Annotated in this window: 19 protein-coding genes; 2 read left to right on the top strand and 17 right to left on the bottom strand. The window is 65.1% G+C overall.

The window, feature by feature from the left end; translation table 11 throughout:
* From cheB to AC1DRP_RS09795, 17 genes are all read right to left on the bottom strand, one after another.
* Positions 1 to 1,116: a chemotaxis-specific protein-glutamate methyltransferase CheB gene (gene cheB, locus AC1DRP_RS09875; protein ID WP_476768409.1), complete on the bottom strand. Its 1,116-nt coding sequence runs from the start codon at positions 1,114 to 1,116 to the stop codon at positions 1 to 3.
* Positions 1,113 to 1,709 (bottom strand): chemoreceptor glutamine deamidase CheD, encoded by a 597-nt coding sequence (locus AC1DRP_RS09870; RefSeq protein ID WP_476768408.1) that lies wholly within the window; start codon positions 1,707 to 1,709, stop codon positions 1,113 to 1,115. The genes cheB and AC1DRP_RS09870 overlap by 4 nt, the downstream gene beginning before the upstream one ends.
* Positions 1,706 to 2,554, bottom strand: coding sequence for a CheR family methyltransferase (locus tag AC1DRP_RS09865; RefSeq protein WP_441505304.1), 849 nt, complete (start codon positions 2,552 to 2,554; stop codon positions 1,706 to 1,708). The genes AC1DRP_RS09870 and AC1DRP_RS09865 overlap by 4 nt, the downstream gene beginning before the upstream one ends.
* A 24-nt stretch (positions 2,555 to 2,578) precedes the next feature.
* Positions 2,579 to 4,579 carry a methyl-accepting chemotaxis protein gene (locus AC1DRP_RS09860; RefSeq protein WP_476768407.1) on the bottom strand — a complete coding sequence of 667 codons (2,001 nt, stop codon included), beginning with the start codon at positions 4,577 to 4,579 and terminating at the stop codon, positions 2,579 to 2,581.
* 75 nt (positions 4,580 to 4,654) lie between these two features.
* A complete protein-coding gene (locus AC1DRP_RS09855; protein ID WP_069882586.1) occupies positions 4,655 to 5,164 on the bottom strand; it encodes a chemotaxis protein CheW in 510 nt (169 codons plus the stop codon).
* A gap of 2 nt (positions 5,165 to 5,166) precedes the next feature.
* On the bottom strand, positions 5,167 to 7,479 hold the full coding sequence (locus tag AC1DRP_RS09850; RefSeq protein ID WP_476768406.1) for a chemotaxis protein CheA: 2,313 nt from the start codon (positions 7,477 to 7,479) through the stop codon (positions 5,167 to 5,169).
* Between the two features lie 9 nt (positions 7,480 to 7,488).
* The gene (locus AC1DRP_RS09845) at positions 7,489 to 7,848 is read right to left on the bottom strand and encodes a response regulator (protein ID WP_441476827.1); all 360 of its coding nucleotides are present in this window, start codon (positions 7,846 to 7,848) and stop codon (positions 7,489 to 7,491) included.
* Between the two features lie 5 nt (positions 7,849 to 7,853).
* Complete coding sequence (locus tag AC1DRP_RS09840; protein ID WP_476768405.1) at positions 7,854 to 8,150, bottom strand: STAS domain-containing protein; 297 nt, start codon at positions 8,148 to 8,150, stop codon at positions 7,854 to 7,856.
* Between the two features lie 96 nt (positions 8,151 to 8,246).
* Positions 8,247 to 8,735, bottom strand: a complete 489-nt coding sequence (locus AC1DRP_RS09835) for a response regulator (RefSeq protein ID WP_162768079.1) — start codon at positions 8,733 to 8,735, stop codon at positions 8,247 to 8,249.
* Positions 8,736 to 8,811: 76 nt separating this feature from the next.
* Positions 8,812 to 10,266 carry a methyl-accepting chemotaxis protein gene (locus tag AC1DRP_RS09830; RefSeq protein WP_476768404.1) on the bottom strand — a complete coding sequence of 485 codons (1,455 nt, stop codon included), beginning with the start codon at positions 10,264 to 10,266 and terminating at the stop codon, positions 8,812 to 8,814.
* A gap of 107 nt (positions 10,267 to 10,373) precedes the next feature.
* Positions 10,374 to 11,342 (bottom strand): ABC transporter ATP-binding protein, encoded by a 969-nt coding sequence (locus AC1DRP_RS09825; protein WP_476768403.1) that lies wholly within the window; start codon positions 11,340 to 11,342, stop codon positions 10,374 to 10,376.
* Positions 11,335 to 12,312 carry an ABC transporter ATP-binding protein gene (locus AC1DRP_RS09820; RefSeq protein ID WP_476768418.1) on the bottom strand — a complete coding sequence of 326 codons (978 nt, stop codon included), beginning with the start codon at positions 12,310 to 12,312 and terminating at the stop codon, positions 11,335 to 11,337. The genes AC1DRP_RS09825 and AC1DRP_RS09820 overlap by 8 nt, the downstream gene beginning before the upstream one ends.
* 11 nt (positions 12,313 to 12,323) lie before the next feature.
* Complete coding sequence (locus tag AC1DRP_RS09815; RefSeq protein ID WP_476768402.1) at positions 12,324 to 13,826, bottom strand: amidohydrolase family protein; 1,503 nt, start codon at positions 13,824 to 13,826, stop codon at positions 12,324 to 12,326.
* The gene (locus AC1DRP_RS09810) at positions 13,826 to 15,025 is read right to left on the bottom strand and encodes an amidohydrolase family protein (protein WP_476768401.1); all 1,200 of its coding nucleotides are present in this window, start codon (positions 15,023 to 15,025) and stop codon (positions 13,826 to 13,828) included. The genes AC1DRP_RS09815 and AC1DRP_RS09810 overlap by 1 nt, the downstream gene beginning before the upstream one ends.
* Before the next feature lie 21 nt (positions 15,026 to 15,046).
* Positions 15,047 to 15,982, bottom strand: coding sequence for an ABC transporter permease (locus AC1DRP_RS09805; RefSeq protein ID WP_441489365.1), 936 nt, complete (start codon positions 15,980 to 15,982; stop codon positions 15,047 to 15,049).
* Positions 15,972 to 16,964: an ABC transporter permease gene (locus AC1DRP_RS09800; protein WP_069879765.1), complete on the bottom strand. Its 993-nt coding sequence runs from the start codon at positions 16,962 to 16,964 to the stop codon at positions 15,972 to 15,974. Before AC1DRP_RS09800 ends, AC1DRP_RS09805 begins: the two co-directional genes overlap by 11 nt.
* 65 nt (positions 16,965 to 17,029) lie before the next feature.
* Positions 17,030 to 18,598: an ABC transporter substrate-binding protein gene (locus AC1DRP_RS09795; RefSeq protein ID WP_441505298.1), complete on the bottom strand. Its 1,569-nt coding sequence runs from the start codon at positions 18,596 to 18,598 to the stop codon at positions 17,030 to 17,032.
* 251 nt (positions 18,599 to 18,849) lie between these two features.
* Here AC1DRP_RS09795 and AC1DRP_RS09790 point away from each other — a divergent pair, with 251 nt between their 5' ends.
* Positions 18,850 to 19,560, top strand: a complete 711-nt coding sequence (locus AC1DRP_RS09790; RefSeq protein WP_052513480.1) for a GntR family transcriptional regulator — start codon at positions 18,850 to 18,852, stop codon at positions 19,558 to 19,560.
* On the top strand, positions 19,557 to 20,251 hold a 695-nt coding region (locus tag AC1DRP_RS09785), incomplete at its 3' end, for a flavin reductase family protein (RefSeq protein ID WP_476768400.1). The genes AC1DRP_RS09790 and AC1DRP_RS09785, both read left to right, overlap by 4 nt.

Below are 20,251 nucleotides of genomic sequence, written 5' to 3'. Positions count from 1 at the left end.
TCACGCGGTGCGCTGATGCGGACGTTCTGCGATCAGGTGGCCGATAGCGGCGCCAATCTGGTCGAGTGCCACAACGCGATCAGCGGCCCCGATCTCGAATGCTGCTTTCGGCATCCCGTTTACCACACAGGTTTCGCCACTTTGAATTAACGTCTCGGCGCCGGCTTTGCGCATGGCTAACAAACCGTCTGCCCCGTCCCGGCCCATCCCGGTCAGCAGCACGCCTACCGAATGGGCACCCAGGCTGCGCGCCACCGAGTGGAACATGACATCGACCGATGGCGAATGACCGCTGACCAGCGGCCCTTCCTTCAGGACACAGACCAGTTCCCCACGGCGCTCCTCGATCTCGAGATGGCGCAGGCCACCTGGCGCGACGACCGCCATGCCAGGCTTCAGCTTGTCCCCGTCAGCCGCCTCGCGGACGTCAAGCCCGGTGGCCGCCGCCAGGCGTGCCGCGAATTTTGCCGTGTAGCCGGCGGGCATGTGCTGAACCACGACCATCGGGATGCGCAGATTGGCGAGGTCCCGCATCACCACCTGCACGGCCGGTACGCCGCCAGTCGAGGCGCCGATGGYGATCAACGACGTACGCCCACCGGGCGAGGCGGAAGCGCGCCCAGGTTCACGAACGGGAGCTGGCCTTGCCGGCGCGGCTTCGCGCGCCAGAGCGCGCGCGGCTGCAAGCATCTTTCGACTGGCCGAGGCGCGGTGAAGCGCAGCCACCAGATGCTTCATGAAGCCTTCGAGCGTATGCGTCGTGCCGTCCGGCTTCTCGATGAAGTCGATCGCCCCCAGTTCTAGCGCCTGGATGGTGTTGTCGGCGCCTGGGCCGCCGAAGGCTGAGACGATCAGCACCGGCAACGGATCCTGCTTCAGCACGCGCGCCAGCAATTTGAGGCCGTGCCGTCCCGGCAGTTCGAGATCGAGMGTCAGCAGGTCTGGCCGCAGCTCCTGGATCGCGTCCCAACCCTCCTCCGCGCTGCCGGCGACGCCGATCACCTTGAAGCCGGGGGCGGAGTCGATGATCTGCGTCATGAGCTTCTGCATCAGGACGGAATCGTCGACGACAAGGACAGTGACGGGTTTGGCCGATGGTGCTTGGTTCAGGGTCATGTGAAGATCTCGACATCACCTGCGACAGGCTGGGTCTTAAGTCGGTTGAGATAGGCCACTTCCTGCTCATGCTCGCTGCTGCGGACGCTCGGCTGCACATGCTRCACCCAGGCCCGTCCCGTGGAAGGCTGGTAGTGGATTCGCCGTGAGCGTGTGCCGCCGACATCCTTGGAGACGATGGGAATGCCTTCCCGGTTGAGGAAGTCGAGCACGAAGGCAATGTTGCCGTCGCCTATGGCGAGCATGGTCGCCCCCGACAGGACCCGTGCCCCGCCGAAGACCTTGGCTTCGAGATGATTTCGTTTGCCGCCGCGCTTGAGCAGGCCGTTGATGAGAACTTCCATCGCGGTGTCGCCATAACGCTCGCCGGCGCTGGCATCGTTGCCACTGTTGTTCTTCGGCAGCAGGAAATGGTTCAGCCCACCGACCCCTGCCTGCGGATCGCGCATGCAGACCGAGATGCACGAGCCCAGCACAGTCGCGACGATCTCGTCCTTCGCCGAGGTGATCTCGTGCTCACCTGGCGCGACCGTGATGATCGTCGCCTCGAAACGGGGGTCGAAATAGCGCCGAGAGGACCGCGTGATACTCATGGGGTTCTCTCGTAGATCGTGCGGCCGATCAGCCTGAGCTGCGGGTGAGGTTGCGGGAGCGACTCGGAATGACCGAGATAGAGGAAACCTCCCGGCGCAAGCAGATCGACGAAGCGGTCGAGGATCGTGGCCTTGGTCCGGGTATCGAAATAGATGAAGACGTTTCGGCAGAAAATGGCATCGAATGGGCCACGCATCGGCCAGTTTTCGATGAGATTGAGCCGCTTGAAGGCGATCAGCCGGCGCAGATCATCGCTGATCCGCGCCTCTCCACGCCCGACCTGCCCGTCCAGGCGCAGCAGCGGCCTGACATCGGCGGGCAGACGCTCGAACAGCTCCGCCGGATAGATGCCCGCTTCCGCCCGGTTGAGGATGTCCGTGTCGATATCAGTCGCCAGAATGCGGAAATCGAGATCGCTGCGTGAGCCGATGACGTCGCGCGAGACAGCCGCAATGCTGTAGGGCTCCTCGCCGGAGGAGCAGGCAGAGGACCAGATCCGGATACGCCCGCGCCGGCCGCCGCGTTCCTGAACCAGCCTCGGCAGCACATCGCGGCGCAAATGGTCGAAGTGATGCCGCTCGCGGAAGAAGGCGGTGTGGTTGGTGGTGACCGCGTTGATCAGCTCGGGGATCTCGTCCTGCGCGCCCGGCGTCTTCAGGAAGGCGCAGTACTCCGCGACCGAGCCCATTCCCAGCGCCTTGACGCGTCGGGAAAGGCGACCGCGCGTCATCGCTTCCTTGTGTTCGCGGATGACGATGCCGGCATGCTCGTAGACGAGCTTCGATATGAAGCCCATGTCCTCACGCGTCAGCGTGGCTTCGGGAAGACCTTGAGGCGCGAGCATCACTGTGAACCTGACAACATCGAACTAGAACTCGGCCCAATCATCGACACGCCCATTGGCGATGCGGCGCGGCGCTGGACGGACCGCCGGGGCTTTCGTCAGTTCCGGCCGACGCGACTCCGGGCGGCGGACCGCCGGCGCGACACGCGCCTGCTCGACGAGCGCTGCAGCCGCAAGTCGCTGCAACCGGGCGGGCTCGGTCTGCGCAGCATGAACCGACGGCGCAGCGAACCCTTCCTCGATGCGGAAGACGGCAACAAGCTGTTTCAGCCTGTCGATTTCCGCCATCAGTTCATGTGCCGATGACGCACTCTGCTCCGCCAAAGCCGAGTTCTGCTGGGTCATCTCGTCCATATGGGCGACGGTCTGGCTCATCTCCTCGATGCCATGGGCCTGCTCGGCGGTCGCGGAAGAGATCTCCGCGACGGTCGCAGAGACCTTGCTCGCAGCGGCCACGATCCGCTCCAGAGCTTCACCGGTGCTGCGTACGAAGCGCACGCCCTCGCCGACCTGCTCGTTGGAGGTCGCGATGAGACCCTTGATATCCCGCGCAGCCTGAGCGGAACGCTGTGCCAGGGCGCGCACTTCGGAGGCCACAACGGCAAACCCCTTGCCCGCATCACCGGCCCGCGCAGCCTCGACCGCCGCATTGAGCGCCAGCAGATTGGTCTGGAAGGCAATACCGTCGATCACGGAGACGATCTCCGAGATGCGGACGGAGGACGTCTCGATCCGTTCGATCGCGCCAACCGCCTGGGACACGACAACCCTGCCGTCATTGGCCACATTCATGGCCTCTCCGGCCAGCTGGGTCGCCTCGCGGGAGCGGGCCGCGCTCTGCTTGACGGAGGCTGCCAGCTCCTCGGTCGTCGCGGCAGTTTCCTCCAGATTGCCGGCTGTCGCTTCAGTCCGCCTGGCAAGGTCGCCTGCGCCGGAATTGATCTCGCTCGCGGCTCGCGAAACATTGCCTGCCGTCAGTTGGATGGTCGAGACGGTCTGGCCGAGATGGGCGAGTGCTCCGTTCAGGCTGCGCTTCAGCTCTGCGAGGCGGCCGCGATAGTCCCCCTCCATGCGGTGGCTCAGGTCGCCCTCAGCCAGTCCACCGAGCACGCTCGAAAATTCGCCGACCGCGCCTTCGACCAGCGTATTGATCTGATTCAGGCCCTCGGCGATGCGAGCCATCGCCTCCGGCTTGCCCGCAAGCGGAATACGACGCGAGAAGTCGCCCTCGACGGCCGCCGAGACGACATCTGCAACCTCGTTGGCGGCGGCAAGTTCGTCGGTCAGTTCCAGCCATTCGACGGCGGTGCCGAGACGCTCGCCATTGGCATGCAGGACAGGGCTCAAAGACAGCGAAATAGTCCGCCGGCCGAGCGCATAGCGGATCGCGCGGGCCCCGCCGACATCATGCCGCCCGAACACGGGGTCGCCATAGACGGCATCCATGACCCGGCCAAGCATGTCCTTGGCCGAGCAGCCCGGGAAGGCCGTGCGAAAATCCTCCTGGGCCTCGGCAAAGAACTTCAGCAGCGACTTGTTGACGTAGACGACGCGGTTCTGCCGATCGCAGACCATAACATTGGTGCGGCAGTCATCGAGCGCGGCACGGATACGCGCAGCTTCGACCCCTGTCTCGTGAATGCTCTTCAGGGCGCGGGCAAGGTCGCCGATCTCGTCGCCGCGGGCGAGGCCCGGGATCGCGGCGTTCTCGCCCTGGGCCAACAGGCCGACCGCATCGCGCATCTCGACGATGGGCCGGTAGATCGACCGCGCCGCAAACCAGCCGACGGCCGCGATCGCGACCAGCGAAACGGCGCTGATCCCCAGCATCTGCGGAATGGCCGATCGCACGGCACCGTCGATATCGGCGGCGCTCAGCCCGAGCTGCGCGAGGTCATTCAGCCGCCCCCAGGCGACATGATAGGCGGCGGCGCCGATGGCGCCGCCCGAAACGAAAGCCGCGCCGAGAAACATCAGCGGCAGCCGTACCGAGAGTCTCGAAAGGGAACCGGCGAAGCTGCCCATGTTCTTGTCGTGTCTTTCTTGGCGCGTTGGCCTTCCCGGCTCAGTCATCTGGYGCGTTGCCGCGTCAGATGATGATCAAGCCGCCCGGGTGGTCCGAGCGAGAGGGGTTTCCGCCCCGCCTTCGCGGATCACGGCCGCGAGGTCGAGCAAGGCGACGATCTCGGTGTCGAGCAACACGAGGCCTTCGATCAGGCCATGCTCGTCACGCTCCAGATCCGGCGCCGGGCGAACCGCGCTGACCGGAACATCGACGATGTCGGAGACCGAGTCGACCAGCAGGCCGGCGGTCTTGTCCTCGACATCGACGACGACGATGACGTGGGTTGCCGTGGCATCGGTGACACCGAGGCCGATCGAGGTGCGCAGGTCGTAGACCGCGAGAATGACGCCGCGCAGATTGAGCACGCCGCGCACATGCGGAGCCGCATGCGGCAGGGGCGTGGTCACCTGCCAGCCCTTGATTTCACGAACCATGCCGACATCGATGCCGAAAGTCCGATCACCGACGCGGAAGGTAACGATACGACGCACGGCTGATTCAGGCTGCGCCGACGAGAAGTGCTTTTCGCCGAGTTGAAGGGTCATGATCATCCAGCCATTTTCAGTTCGGGAGCGGGTTGCCGGCTGCCGGTCGCGGCCAGCCTCAGCATCGAGTCGACATCGAGGATCAGGGCGACGAGGCCGTCGCCGAGGATGGTCGCGGCGGATGCGCCGTTGACCGCGCCGTAATTCGCCTCGAGGCTCTTCACGACGACCTGCTGCTGGCCGACGATCTCGTCGACCGCAATTCCGACATTACCGCCGCGCTCGGTTTCGGCGATGATGATGATGTTCTCGTCGCGCTGCCCGGACGAGCCCATCACGGCGCCGAGCCGGTAGAGCGGTGTGACCTCACCGCGCCAGCGCAGGACTTCCTGGCCGAAGGTGAGATGCTMGATCGGCGTATTGGCGAGGTGCTGGGTCTCGATCACACTCGCGATCGGGATGACGTAGCGATCGTCACCGCAGCGGATCACCATGCCCTCGAGCACGGCGAGCGTCAGCGGCAATGCCAGGGTGAACTTGCAACCGCGGCCGGGCTCGGAATCGACGCTGATGCGGCCGCCGAGCGACTCGACATTGCGCCGCACCACATCCATGCCGACGCCGCGGCCCGAGATGTCGCTGACGGCCTCCGCGGTCGAAAGCCCGGCGGCGAAGATCAACTGGTCGATCTCCTCGGGTGCAAGCTTTTCATCGGGGCCGACAAGACCACGCGAACGGGCCTTGCCCAGTAGCTTCTCGCGATTGATGCCGCGCCCGTCATCGGTGACGGAAATCACGATGCGCCCGGCCCGATGTTCGGCGGTGAGCTGGATCGTGCCCTCCGGCCCCTTGCCTGCTGCCAGGCGTTCCTCCGGCGTCTCCAGGCCATGATCCATCGAATTGCGGATCATGTGAGTCAGCGGATCGGCAAGCTCTTCGATGATCGTCTTGTCGACCTCGGTATTTTCGCCTTCGAGCACCAGGCGCACTTCCTTGCCCAGGGTCTGCGCAAGCTCGCGGACGAGGCGCGGCATGCGCTGGAACACGGCCTTCACCGGCTGCGCGCGCACGGCCATGACATGGTCCTGCAGCTCGCGTGTCTGGCGCGACAGCGTCAGGATGCCCTCGGCGGTCTTGGCATAGACGTCATAGGGCAGCGAGCGCACGCATTCGACCAGCATGGACTGGGTAATGACGATCTCGCCGACGAGATTCATCAGCTTGTCGATGCGGTCGAGGTCGACGCGAACGCTGACGGCCTGGCGTTGGCGGGCCGCAGGAGCATCATTGGCAGGAGCACGAAGCGCAGGACGCGGCACGGGCGGAGCCGTCGCCTCGACTGGGGCCGGGGCCGGCGCAGGAGCCGGCACAGGAACGGGTTCCGGCGCAGCGGCCGGAGCAGGCCCGAGCTTCGCCAGGATTGCCGAGAGATCGGCAGCAACCGACTGCGGCACCTCTGCTTCGACGGCAGCGACTGGCGCGAACGAGGCCACATCGTCATTGGCCGGCTCGGGCATCGCCTCGATCTCGAACTCCTCGGTCGCGAGGGTGAAATCGAACTTGCCGTGCAGCTCTTCGACCGACAACTGCGTGCGCAGGTTCACGGCAAAGCGCATCCAGCAATCGGTGACGTCGAGTTCCTCCAGCGACGGCACGTGGCTCAGGTCGCAGGAGACGGAAACGATATCCTCCGGCGGCAGAGCCGCCAGCACGACGCGGGGTTCGATCACACGGCGGAAGAGGTCGCGATCCGGCGTGATGCGCAGGCACATCTCGCTGCCGGCCTTCACCGGCTCGGCCGGAGCGACGGCGGCAACTGGCTCGTCGTCCCAGCCGTCATCGATCGGCTTCACGGGCGCGGCGGACTTCGCCTCGACCATCGCAAGCAGATTGCCGAGCGCTGCGATACCCGGCGGGGCGTCGTCGCTCGCAGGCGCGGAGGCCGATGGCACTGGAGGTGCGGAAGCGGCAGCGGCAGGAGCTGCTGCGACGGGTTCGGCCTGCCCGACACGTTCCAGCGCCTCGAGCAGATCAGGACGCGGGCGGGCCGGTTCGTCATTGCGCGCCGCCGACACCAGATCGGCAACGGCATCCGAGCAGCGCAGAAACAGTCCGAAGGGAGCGTCCTCGATCGCGACACGCCCCGAACGCAAATGATCGAGCGAAGCCTCGAAGACATGGGCGAAGGCGACGAGCTCCGTGCAACCGAAGGCCCCTGCCCCGCCCTTGATCGAATGGATCGCGCGAAATGCGGCGTTGACGTCCTCGGGCTCGCGTGAGCCCTCATCAAGCGCCTGAAGCTTTTGCTCCAGAGCGCCGAGAAGCTCTTCGCATTCCTGGAAGAACGTTTGTTTGAGTTCCGCTAACGGATCCATCGGCCAGCCTTAGTTCTGATAGCGAGCAACGAGGCCGAGCAGGGTGTTGGGCTCGAACGGCTTGACCATCCAGGCGCTGGCACCGGCGCGCCGGCCCTCCGCCTTGATCTCGGCGCCGTTTTCCGTCGTCAACACGATGATCGGCGTATTCTGGCCGGCCGGTCGGGCACGGCAGGCGCGCGTGAACTCGATTCCGTCCATCAACGGCATGTTGAGGTCGGTGATCACCAGATCGGGCTGGAACTGGTCGAACTTGACGAGGCCGTCCTCGCCGTTCTCCGCTTCCGCCACCTCATGTCCGGCATTGCGAAGCGTCAGGCTGAGCAGACTGAGCAGGGTCTTCGTATCGTCGATGGCCAGGATTCTCATCGATATCACTCCAGGACGAGAGCGCTTTGGGCAGGATCGAAGCCGATCGCCTGCAGGGACTTGCGGCACTCTTCCGAGGCCGCCTTGAGAGTGACGCTGAGCCCCTTTGCCTGCGCACTGGTCGCGGCGGCATGGAGCAACTGAATCCAGAGGCTGGGCAGGGGGCCAGCTTCAGCGCATTCGACGRCGATGCTCTCCTTCTGCTCCAGCGCGACAAGCAGCTGATTGCGGAAGGCTGCCGCCTCGGAACGACCGAGAAAGGCTGGAAGCGAGACGGTGATGACCACGGCGGCGGGACCCATGATTGGCGGATGGAAGATCACGCCAGATTGGTAAAAATTTCGCTAATCGGCGGCACCCCGGCATCAACGCTTTGGGCGTTTCCGAGGCAGATGTGGTCAGAACATGGCATTGCTGATGGCACGCGGAACGAGCGAGATGCTGCCGTTCTGCTCCTTGTACTTGCGCGGGATGTTGATGATCCCGGACAGGTGCAGCCAGAGCGCGTTGGGCGAGATCGGCTTGGTGATGATCTCGTGCGCCCCGAGCTTGGCCGCCTGCACGACCGAACGGCGGTCGGGGCGTTCCATCATCACCAGAACCGGAGCCTTGGCGAAGGGCGAAGTCTTGAACGAACGGATCGATGCCAGGCATTTGACACTGCCGGAATCGGGCAGGTCCCAGTCCAGGACCACGATGTTCGGCTGCTTCTGGATGAACATCGTTGCGGCCGAGGACAAATCCGGGGCCTCGAAGATGCGGTGGAGCGACGCCTGGTAGAGCATGGTCCGGACGATGCGCCGGTAATGCGCGCTGCTATCGATCAGCAGGACCGAGAGATTGGGAAAAGACGGCGCGATATGCATGACGCTGGACCGGACACTCACTCAACCCGACGCGCCATCCTGGCGCTACGCGTAGTCTTGCCTGCAGGAACGCTCACAGGCCGTTAATGCGGTCGCCTCAAACGCTGAGACCGAAGCGAATTCCGCCCCAATGGCGCCCCTTGACCCAGATCGGCGCGGAGAGGTCCTCCATGACGAGAAACTGGCCGCCGCCCATGTCGCGCCGATAGGTCTGCAGCAGGAAGGGTTTCTGGTTGCGGGCAGCCGCCAACCCGGTGCGATCCGCGAAGACGCGGCGGTTCCGGCAATTCGCGTTGTTCCAGATCGGATCCCGTCCCTGCGCCTGCGAGTACTTGCGGTTATGGGTCGGCAGAAAGCCGTTGCGATCGACGGCCGCGCAGAAAACGACGCGCTTGTTTGCGGCCAGCAGCCTTTCCTGGAGCGGCGGCAGCAGACGATCGGTCAACGCGACGAAACGCGTCATATGCTGCAGGGGGTCCGAGCCGCCGATCGGACGATAGGTCTCATCGAAGAGATCGGCCATCGCGATTTCGCCTTGTGCCACGGCGTCCTCGAAGAGGCCGGAAATGGCTTGCGCCGTCTCCATGGCGGTGGCGATCAGTTCCGATTGCGCGGTGCGCACGCCGGAAGCCGCAATCGAACCGAGGATCGCCTCGCTGATCGAGACGAGCGAAGCCGCCCGGCCCGACGCGAGATCGAGATTGCCGCTCGACTGGTCGACGCCGGCGACCAGCGCCTTGAGATCCTCGCCGACCTTGGCGAAGGCGATGGCATTCTCCCGCGTCGGATTCGAGATCGCATCGATATCGCCGATCAGCCCGACGACCGAGCGACCGAAAATGTCGAGTTCGCCGACCTGCCGGGATATTCCCCTGCTCTCCTCGCTCGCGCGGCGGGCGACCGCTGCATTCTCGAAACTGCGGCGGGCAAGCTGATCGACCGTTTCCACAAGCGCGTCGAGCTGTCGGGTGCTGAGTGCGGTCGCCTCACGCGTCTGCTCGGAGAGTTGCTTCACGGCCGCAGCGATGACCGCAAACCCGCGCCCCGCCGAACCACTCCGCGCCGCCTCGACACCGGCATTGATCGAGAGCAGTTGGATCTCGCGCGTGATCGTCTGGATGGCGTCGCTCGCCTCGCGAACCTTGTGGGCATTGGTGACGGCCTCGGCAAGCGCAGCCGAAATCGATTCGGCCCCCTGGCTCAGCGTCTCGATATCGCTCTGGGCAGCATTCAGCCCCTGCCGAACCGCTCCCGTGACCCGTTCCAGGCCACTCTTGACGACAGACGCCGCCTTCTGAGCGTCTTCCGCCGAACTCTGGATCGAGCGATTGGAGCGCGAAACCTGCTCGACGGACGCAACGACGCGGTGCAGCCCTTCGGCCTGGCCTTCGAGCTGTCGTGTGACATCGCCGATGCGGCCGGAAATATCCGTGATCTCGACCCCGAGCTTGCCGAAGCGCTCCGCGATCTCGCCAATGGCGCGGGCGGCCGCAGTCCCATTGAGCACATCCTCATTGGCCGTCTCCGGCAGCTTGAGAGCCTGTGCTTGCATGGCGAGATGTATCCGCGACCAGAGGAAGCCTCGCTTACCCTAGGCAAAACACGGTAAATCGCGCGTTAACGGCCAGTTCGGCCGTTAACCATCCCTCCGCGTACCGATCACGCTCTGTCGCAGGCGAGGCGGACATCGCCGAAATCGCGCAGCGGGGGGCGTTGCTGCGAACAGCGCTCGACGGCACTCGCACAGCGCGGGTGAAACGCGCAGCCGCTCGGCGGCGCAATCGGGCTCGGCACCTCGCCCGACATCGGCTTGCGCTCCCGGTTCGGTCTCTCGACATCGGGAATCGTGTCGAGCAGCAGCCGCGTATAGGGATGGCGCGGCAGGTTGAAGACCTCATCGGCGGGGCCGGCCTCGACGAAGCGGCCGAGATACATGATCGCCAGATGGTCGGACATGTGCCGAACCACCGAGAGATTATGGCTGATGAAGAGATAGGTCAGGCCGAACTCGGCCTGCAGCCTCACCATGAGATTGAGGATCTGTGCCTGCACGGAGACGTCGAGTGCCGAGGTCGGCTCGTCGCAGACCAGGAAATCGGCCTCGGTCGCCAGTGCACGGGCGATCGAGATGCGCTGCCGCTGCCCGCCAGAGAATTCATGCGGGAAGCGCCGGGCGTCGGCGCGGGACAGACCGACGATCTCGAGCAGATCGCCGACGCGTTCCGTCGCCTCGGCGTCATCGCGGCGCAGCTTCAGCTCGCGGATCGGCTCGGCGATGATGTCGCCGACCCGCCAGCGCGGATTCAGGCTGGCGTAGGGATCCTGGAAGATCATCTGAACGCGTGGCGGACCGAAGCTGCCATCGAGGCGGCGGATATCGGCGAAGCGCAAGCTGCCCTCGGTCGGGCGCTGCAGCCCGACGATCATCCGTGCCAGCGTCGACTTCCCGCAGCCGGACTCGCCGACGATGCTGAAAGTGGTGCCACGCTGGACCGTGAAGGAGATATCCTCGACCGCCCTCAACACACGGCGCGGCTCATGCGAAGCCAGACGGGACAGCCAGGGCGCCGAGACGTCGAAGCGGCACGACGCCGCCTTCACCTCGAGAATGGTTTCAGTTTCAGCCATGAACCAGCTCGCGCAAGGGGAAATGGCAGGCGGCGATATGGAGCCCCGCGCCCAGCGAAGGCCGCTCGTCGCGGCAGCGGTCGCGGCAAGAACCGCACCGCGGATTGAAGGCGCAGCCCTTCGGTATGGCGTTCAGTCGCGGCATGGCGCCGTCGATCTGGTTGAGATGGCGATGGCGCTCATGCACGCTCGGGATCGAAGCCATCAGCCCGGCCGTATRGGGATGGCTGGGGTGGCGCGTCACATCCTTCACAGGGCCGACCTCGACGACCCGTCCGGCATACATCACCGCGACCCTGTCTGCCGTCTCGGCGATCACGCCCATGTCATGTGTCACCAGCATGATCGCTGTGCCATGCTCGCGGCAGAGCCGCTTGAGCAGGCTCATGATCTGCGCCTGGATCGAAACGTCGAGCGCCGTCGTCGGCTCGTCCGCGATGATCAGCTTGGGTTCGGCGCAGAGAGCCAGCGCGATCACCACACGCTGGCGCATGCCGCCCGAGAACTGATGCGGATAATGGTCGATCCGCGTTTCGGCGGCGGGAATGCCGACTTCCTTGAGAAGGTGGAGCGCCCGTGCCCGCGCCTCGCCACGGCTGACCGGCAGATGCGCCAGGATCGTCTCGACGATCTGATCCCCAACCCGGAGCAGTGGATGGAGCGAGGTCAGCGGATCCTGGAAGATCGCGCCGATCTCCTTGCCCCGCACCAGGCGCATCGCCTCGGCTGGGAGATTGTCGATGCGCCGGCCGTTGAGATGGATGCTGCCGCCTGCAACCCGGCCGGGCGGATCGAGCAGGCCGATCACCGCCGTACCGGTCAGGGATTTGCCCGCCCCCGACTCGCCGACAACGCCAAGGATCTCGCCTGGCGCGATCTCGAGCGAAACGCCGTCGAGCGCCGTCAGCGGGCCATGGCGGCCGTCGAAGACGACCTTGAGGTCCCGCACCGAGAGCAGCGACTGGGGCACGGCCATGGCGGTCATGTTCTCTCCTCCCCACGTTCGACCGGATAGCTTGACGAGAAGATCTCGGAAGCCGGCGGGTGGCCATGTGTCCGGCGCGGGTACTGCGCCATCACGCCTTCGAACTGTTTCTGCGCGCGCCGCTTGTCCGCAGCTTCGTCGACGCCCGGGATCTCGCGGTCCTCCATGACGAAGCGGCCGTCGATGATCACCGTCGCGAAGTCGCGGCCGTGTCCGGCGAGCAGCATGGTCTGGATCGGATCGATGACCTGGCCGAGATGTGGCCGGTCGAGATCGAAGACCGTGATATCGGCCCGCGCGCCGGGCTGGAGCCTGCCGAGATCCGGGCGGCCAAGCGCATCGGCACCGCCAATGGTCGCCGCGTCGTAATAGTCCTCGCTGCGCACGCCGGCCGAGCTGCCCGCCATGGTGCGGGCGAGGATCATGCCGACCTGCATGTTCATGATCATGTCCGGCGGGCTGGTATCGGTGCCGAGGCCGAGATTCAGGCCCATCTCGCGATAGCGCCCGAAATGATCGATGGCATTGCCGTGGCGTCCGGAGACCAGCGGGCAATGCACAATGGTCGAACCGGCATCGCGGATGATCTCGAGATCGTGGCCAGGCCGGGAAATGTGCCTGCTGCCGGAGACATAGGTTCCGTGAGGCAGGAGCGTCCGCTCGGTCAGAAAGCCGAGCTTCTCCAGCCATTCCGGCGGGCTCATGCCGTGCTGCGCCAGCACGAGATCGTACTCGATCTTCGACTGGCAGCAGTGCAGCCGCACTGGCACGCCAAGGGTCCGGCCGGCCTCCGCCGTGCGCCGAAGCAGTTCGGCAGTCGAGGTCTCGATCCGGTCCGGCGCGAGCATGGTGCGGACGAGTCCGCTGGCGGCGCCCTCAAAGCGCTCACAGAAGGCGATCGCCTCTGCGAGCTCGGCAAGGCCGCGAGGCTCGTCATAAGCCGTCGTGATCCTGCCATCGGCCTCGACCACCTGGTTCCCGGTGCGGTAGGCCGGGCCGAGATAGGCGCGCAGGCCGAGTTTCGCCGCGGCTTCTGCCGCATCGGAGAACTCTTCCGGCGTCTCGCCCCATTGCCGGTAGAACAGCGAGGCGATCGGCAGCGCCGTGGTGATGCCATTGCGGATCAGCGTCGCGAAGGCATGATGCTTCTGGAAGGCAAGCTCCTCCCGCGAATACATCTCGACCGGGCCGGCCTCGATATAGGACCGCGGCCAGACACGCCCCTTCTTCCAGGCCGGTTGGTTGTCATAGGCGAGGATGGTGGTGTCGAGATCGGAAAGCGCGTCGAGATCGACGAAGCCGGGTCCGATCAGCGCGTTGCCGTAATCGATCCGGCGCATGACCTCGCCGGGGAAGCGATGGCCGATGAAGACCACTTCGCCATTCTCGAAGACGATCTCGCCATTCTCGATGAGCCGATGCCGGCCGTCGCGGTGGCCCACGAGCCAGCGCGCGGTCAGCAGGACCCTGCCCTTGGGGTGCGGCGCGGCCTGCAGCATCAGGGTGCGCTCTTGATCGAGACGCCGTCGCGCGCGACGATCTTGCCGCCCTTGACGACGCGACGCTTCGGCGAGCGGGTCACGATCGCCTCGGCCAGCGTCTCGCCGGGCACGAGCACGAGATCGGCCCGACAGCCCTGGCTCAGCCCGTAGCCGTCGAGTTCCATCACCTTGGCACCCTCGATGGTGCAGACATCGAGCGCGATCCGGAGTTCATCGTCGCGCCGGAAGTTGTTGCGCAGGCCGACGAACATGGCGCGCTCCAGCATGTCGGCATTGCCATACGGCCCCCAGGTGTCGCGGATGCCGTCTGAGCCGGAGCAGACCCGGATGCCGGCCTCGATCAGCCGCTTCACCRGCGGGGCCGGCCTGCTCGCCGGCGCCGTCGTCATGATGGCAATGTCGAGCTCGGCGAGCTGGGCGATCAGCGGATCGATGAGCGCCGGGTCCGGCGTGCCGAGGCAGAAGGCATGGCTGATCGTGACCTTGCCCTTCATGCCGAGTGCCCGTGTACGCTCGATGATCATGTCCATCGAGAAGGCGCCGACCTCACCCGGCTCATGCAGGTGGATGTCGAGCGGCTTGCCGTAGCGCTGGCAGAGCGCAAACACGGCGTCGAGATGGCCCTTGGGATCACGGTCGATCGTGCAGGGATCGAGGCCGCCGACCACTTCCGCGCCGAGCTTCATGGCCTCGTCCATCAGCTCCAGCGTGCCGGGCCGGCGCAGCATGCCGGACTGCGGGAAGGCGACGATCTCGACGTCGATGATGTCGCGATAATCGTCGCGCATCTTCATCACGCCCTCGACGCCCCACATGCCGTGGTCGGTATCGATGTCGATATGGCTGCGGATATGGGTCGAGCCCATCAGCGAGGACTGGATGCTCTGGCGGGCCGATTGCTGATAGGGATCGATGCCGAGCCGACGCTTGTTCAGGCGCTCATTGTCGATCTTGTCGAGAAGTCTCGGGCCAACTTCGTTCTTGTACCAGGGCAGGCCCCAGAGGCTCTTGTCGAGATGGGTGTGAGCCTCGACCAGGCCGGGCAGCAGGATCTCGTTGCGGCCATCCTCGACCACGACACCGGCCGGCGCGGCAAGCCCGGTCCCGAGGCGGGCAATCCGCCCCTTCTCGATCAGGATATCGGTCGCCTCGCCGCCAAGCGGGCGAATATTGCGCAGCAGAAGATCGGTAGCCATCGTTTCCTCGTCAGTTTCTTGTCAGCGGAGTTTCGGATTCAGCGCATCGCGTAGCCAGTCGCCGAGCAGGTTGACCGAGAGCACGATCAGCCCGAGCTGCAGTGACGGGAAGACGACCAGCCACCAGGAGCCGGAGAACAGGTACTGGTTGCCGATGCGGATCAGCGTGCCGAGCGAAGGCTGGGTGATCGGCATCCCGACGCCCAGGAAGGACAGGGTCGCTTCCGACAGGATTGCCAGACCGAGATTGAGCGTCGCGGCGACCATCACCGGCGTCAGGGTGTTTGGCAGGATGTGGCGGCGCATGATTCGCGCCGGCGCGACCTTGATGATGCGCGCAGCGAGCACGTATTCCTTGCGCCGTTCGACCATGGTGGAGGCGCGCACGGTGCGCGCATACTGCACCCAGTTGGTCAGCGAGATCGAGACCACCAGCACCACCGCAGCGAAAGGCTCACGCAGGCCGGGTGGCAGCAACTCGCGGAAGATAGCGCTGACCAGGATCGCCATCAGCAGGGTCGGGATCGAGAGAACGGTGTCGCCGAGGCGCATCAGGAGGTTGTCGATGCGGCCGCCATAGAAGCCCGAGACCAGCCCGACCGTAACGCCGAGCCCCATCGAGACGATCACCGCCGCGATGCCGATCAGCAGCGAGACGCGCGTGCCGTACAGAATGGCCGACAACACATCGCGTCCCTGCGGGTCCGTGCCAAGCAGAAACGGCCACTCCCCGCCGGCCTGCCAGATCGGCGGGATCTCGGCCTTGTCGATGAAGACCTGAGCGAGATCATGCGGGTTCTGCGGCGCGATCAGGGGCGCGAGAAACGCGGTCGCGATCAGCAGCACCAGCACCAGCGTCGAAAGCCAGGCCGCGGGAGTGCGGCAGAAGCTCCAGCCGATATCGCTGTCGAGGAAGCGGCGCAGGCGGCCGGGCTTGGCAGTGGCATCAACGGGCATTGGCGGCTCCCGAAATCGCATCTTCGCGCAGCCTCGGATCGACATAGGCGTAGAGCAGGTCGACCAGCGCGTTCAGTGACACGAAGATGAAGGAGACGACGATCAGATAGGCCGCCATCACCGGGATATCGACGAAGGTCACGGCCTGGACGAAGAGCATGCCCATGCCCGGCCATTGGAAGACGGTTTCGGTCACCAGCGCGAAGGCGATCAGGTTGCCGATCTGCAGACCGGTCACCGTGATCACCGGCATCAGGCAGTTGCGCAGCGCATGGCGGAAATTCACCGCGCGAGCCGGCAGGCCCCGCGCCCGGGCGAAGCGGATGAAATCGGTGCGCATCGTCTCCAGCATCTCGGCCCGCACCAGCCGCATCACCAGCGTGATCTGGAAGAGCGAGAGCGTGATGCCCGGCAGGATCAGCGCCCGCCGGCCGGACGGCGTCAGGAAACCTGTGCTCCACCAGCCGATCTGCACCACCTCGCCGCGGCCGAAGGCCGGCAGCCATTGCAGCGTCACCGAGAAGAGCAGGATGAACAGGATGCCGAGCGCAAAGCTTGGCAGGGAGACGCCGAGCACAGAGACGAATTGCAGCGACTTGGCGAGCAGGCTGTCACGTCTGATCGCCGTGTAGACGCCGAGCGGAATCCCGACTGCGAGCGACAGGAAGGTCGCCACCAGCACCAGTTCGAAAGTGGCCGGGAAGCGCTCCGTGATCAGCGTGAAAACATCCTGCTGATTGCGATAGGAGATGCCGAAATCGCCGCGCGCCGCGTTGCCGACAAAGGTCGCAAATTGCAGGACGAAGCCCCGGTCGAGACCGAGCCGCACGCGCAACTCGTCGCGCTGCGCCTGGCTCGCCTGCTCGTTCAGCATCAGCTCGACGGGGTCGCCGACGAAGCGAAAGATCAGGAAGGCGAGGAAGGCGACGGCGAGCATCACGCCAGCCGCGTTCAGCAGTCGTTTCAGCAGGAAAGCCGGCATCGTCCCCTCCGGTCACAATGGGCCGGGAGCGCCTAAACGCTCCCGGTCGGTCGATGCGGTTCAGCTTACTTCAGCATCGTCAGCCACAGGCGCGGCTTGTTGTCGGAGGCCTGCACGGTCGAGGTCACCGTGTTGCGCATCGCCCACGCCATCGGCTGCTGATGCAGCGGAATGAAGAGATGCTCTGCCTTGGCGATCTTGAGCGCCTCCATCATCATCGGGATGCGCTTGCTGTTGTCGAGTTCGACGCCGGCCTTGTCGATCAGCGCATCGATGCGCGGATCGCCCCAGTTGCCCCAGTTGAACACGCCGCCCGTGCCGCTCTTCGAGCGCAGCACCTGCACCAGCAGCGAGTAGGCGTCGATCATAGGCTCATTGGCCCAGCCAAAGGAGATCACGTCGAAATCGCCCTTGACGCGTTTCGGTGTCTGCTGGCTGCGCGGGGCGAGGCTGAGATTGGGCTTCAGGCCGGCGCGCGACCACATCGAAGCGACCGCCTGGCAGAACTCCTCCTCGTTGACCAGGCTGTCGGCCTGACAATTGAACTGGAAGGAGAAGCCGTTGGGATAACCGGCGGCCGCCAGCAGCTTCTTGGCCCCCTCGAGATCGAAGGGCAGGCGCACATCCTGGGACGGCTCGTAGCCTGGGATCGCCGGAGCGACCAGCGCGCCGGTATTGCGCGAGAGGCCGCGCATGGCCCGCTTCTGGACGGCATCGATGTCGATCGCGCGATAGAGCGCCTCACGGACCCGGATATCCTTGAAGGGGTTCTTGTCCTTCACATCGCTCTCGAACAGCGCATCCTTCAGATTGAGGGCGAAGAAGACCGAGCGCAGCTCGTTGGTCTGCAGGACCTTGACGTCGGGCGAAGCCGCGAGCCGCGGCAGATCCTGCAAGGGCGCGACATTGGTGAAGTCGATCTCGCCGGAGAGCAACGCGGCGACACGGGTCGAGGCCGAGGTGATCGGCGTGAACTCGATGACGTCGATATTGTGCTGCGGCTTGTCCCACCAGGTCGGGTTCTTGATGAAGATCGTCTTGGCGTCGGCGCGGCGGCTTTCGACCTTGAACGGGCCGGTGCCGTTGGTGTTGTCGGTTGCGTAGCCCTTGATACCCTTGCCGGAATCGGTCGGGAGCGAGGTGTTGTTCGCCTCCATCCACTCCTTGTCGAAGATGAAGATGTTGGTGAGGTCGTTCAGCAGCAGCGGATACGGGCCGTTGACCTCGATCTCGACGGTATAGTCGTCGATCTTCTTGGCGCTCTTGTAGGCCGGCAGATTACCCTTGAGCGGCGAGGTGTCATGCGTGACGCGGTCGAGCGAGGCGATCACGTCGTCAGCGGTGAAGGGGTTGCCATTGTGGAACTTCACACCCTGACGCAGCTTGAAGCGCCAGACCGTGGGGGAGACCGTCTCCCATGATTCCGCCAGGGCCGGCTCGATCTTGAGATCGCCGGTGTAGCGCACCAGCCCCTCATAGACATGATTGAGCACGGAGAGCGTGAACGTCTCGCCGTAGGAATAGGGGTCGAGCGAGGCGATCTCGCGCGACGCGCCCCATTTCAGGGTCTTCGCCTCAGCCGCGCCGTTCAGCGCCAGAGCCGCGACAGCCGCCAACAACCAGTGCTTCTTCATCGATCTCTCCTCTCGATGAACCTGCGGCGCATCTTTGGCGCTCGGTCAGGCTCGGTGCCCCTCGTGAATGCCCAATCCCGCGCCACCCTGGCACTTTGTGCAGCATCTCGTGCGCAATCAACAATCAATATTGCATACGATAGAGATATCGTATTGTATACGATTATCGCAGACAAGGGGAAACTGGAGTGGAGCGGGATCCCGTGACATGGAGTGAGGCTGAGACGGCCGAGCCAGAGCGGAGACGCACCATGCCGACGGAACCCCGCCCTCATGGATTGCGTGCGCAATCCGTGTACAAGGCGCTGCGACGCGCGATCATCGAGCAGGCGTTGCGGCCTGGCATGAAGCTTCCCGAAGACTCGATCGGCGAACAGCTCGGTGTCAGCCGTACGCTGGTGCGCGAGGCCTTCGGGCGGCTCGCCGTCGAGGGCCTGGTCGAGCTCAAGCCCAATCGCGGCGCCTCGGTCGCCTATCCCACCCTGGAAGAAGCCCGCGACGTCTTCGACGTCCGCCGCAGCCTTGAACGGTTGGTCGCCGAGACCCTTGCCGGCCGGCTCACTCCGGCGCAGATCACCGAACTTGAGCACCATGTCCGGCAGGAGGAAGCCGCACATGGACAGGACGGGCCGGAATCAATCCGGCTCTCTGGCGATTTCCACATCCGGCTCGCCGAGATGACCGGGAACGTCCTGCTGCTGCGCTATATCCAGGAGCTGAGCTCGCGCTGCTCGCTGGTTCTGGCGATCTACGGCCGTCCGCATTCGTCGGAATGCGCCGTCTCGGAGCACAGGCAGCTGATCGAGGCGCTGAAGCGCGGCGATGCGAAGCAGGCCGCCGAGCTGATGGATCATCATCTGCAGGCCGTGGTCACGCGCGCCCTGCTCACTCCCCGGGCGGAGCGCGACATCCGCGACCTGCTCGCCCCCTACGCATTGAGCGAAGGACTGACTCCCCCATGACCGCTCAGCCGCGCGTCCAGCCCAAGTCCGACACCCAGCCCTCGATCGTCACCTTCGATTTCGCGTCGCTCACGCCACGCGAGCGCTACAAGCTCCTGATCGGCGCGGTCGTGCCACGCCCGATCGCGCTGGTGACGACGGTCGATGCGCAGGGCGTCGTCAACGCCGCGCCGTTCAGCTTCTTCAACTGCCTTTCGGCCGATCCCGCGATCCTGGCCCTTGGCGTCGAGTATCGCCCGACAGGGGGCCAGAAGGATACCGGTCGCAATGTCCGCGATACCCTCGCCTTCACCGTGAACATCGTCTCTGACGCGCTCATTGCCGGCATGAATGTCTGCGCGGTGCCTTTTGCGCCGGGCATCGACGAATTGCGCGAAGCGGGGCTCGATGCCCTGCCGGGCGTCAAAGTGCCCTGCCCCTGGATCGGTCAGGCACCCGCCGCCTTCGAATGTCGCCACCACACCACGCTCGGCATCGGCAACTCCCGAGAGATCATCCTCGGCGAAGTCGTCTACGCCCATTTCCGGGCCGACATCGTCGACGAACGGCTCCATGTCGACCCGGTCGGGCTCGACGCCATCGGCCGAATGGGCGGTCATGGCTATGCCACGACCCGCGACTATTTCGACCTGCCCACGATGTCGGTCGACACCTGGACCCAGCGCCCGGAAGAGGCGAACCGGCGCACGTC

Source organism: Allobosea sp. 01N443 (assembly GCF_056399325.1).
This window is presented reverse-complemented; position numbering and strand designations above follow the sequence as displayed.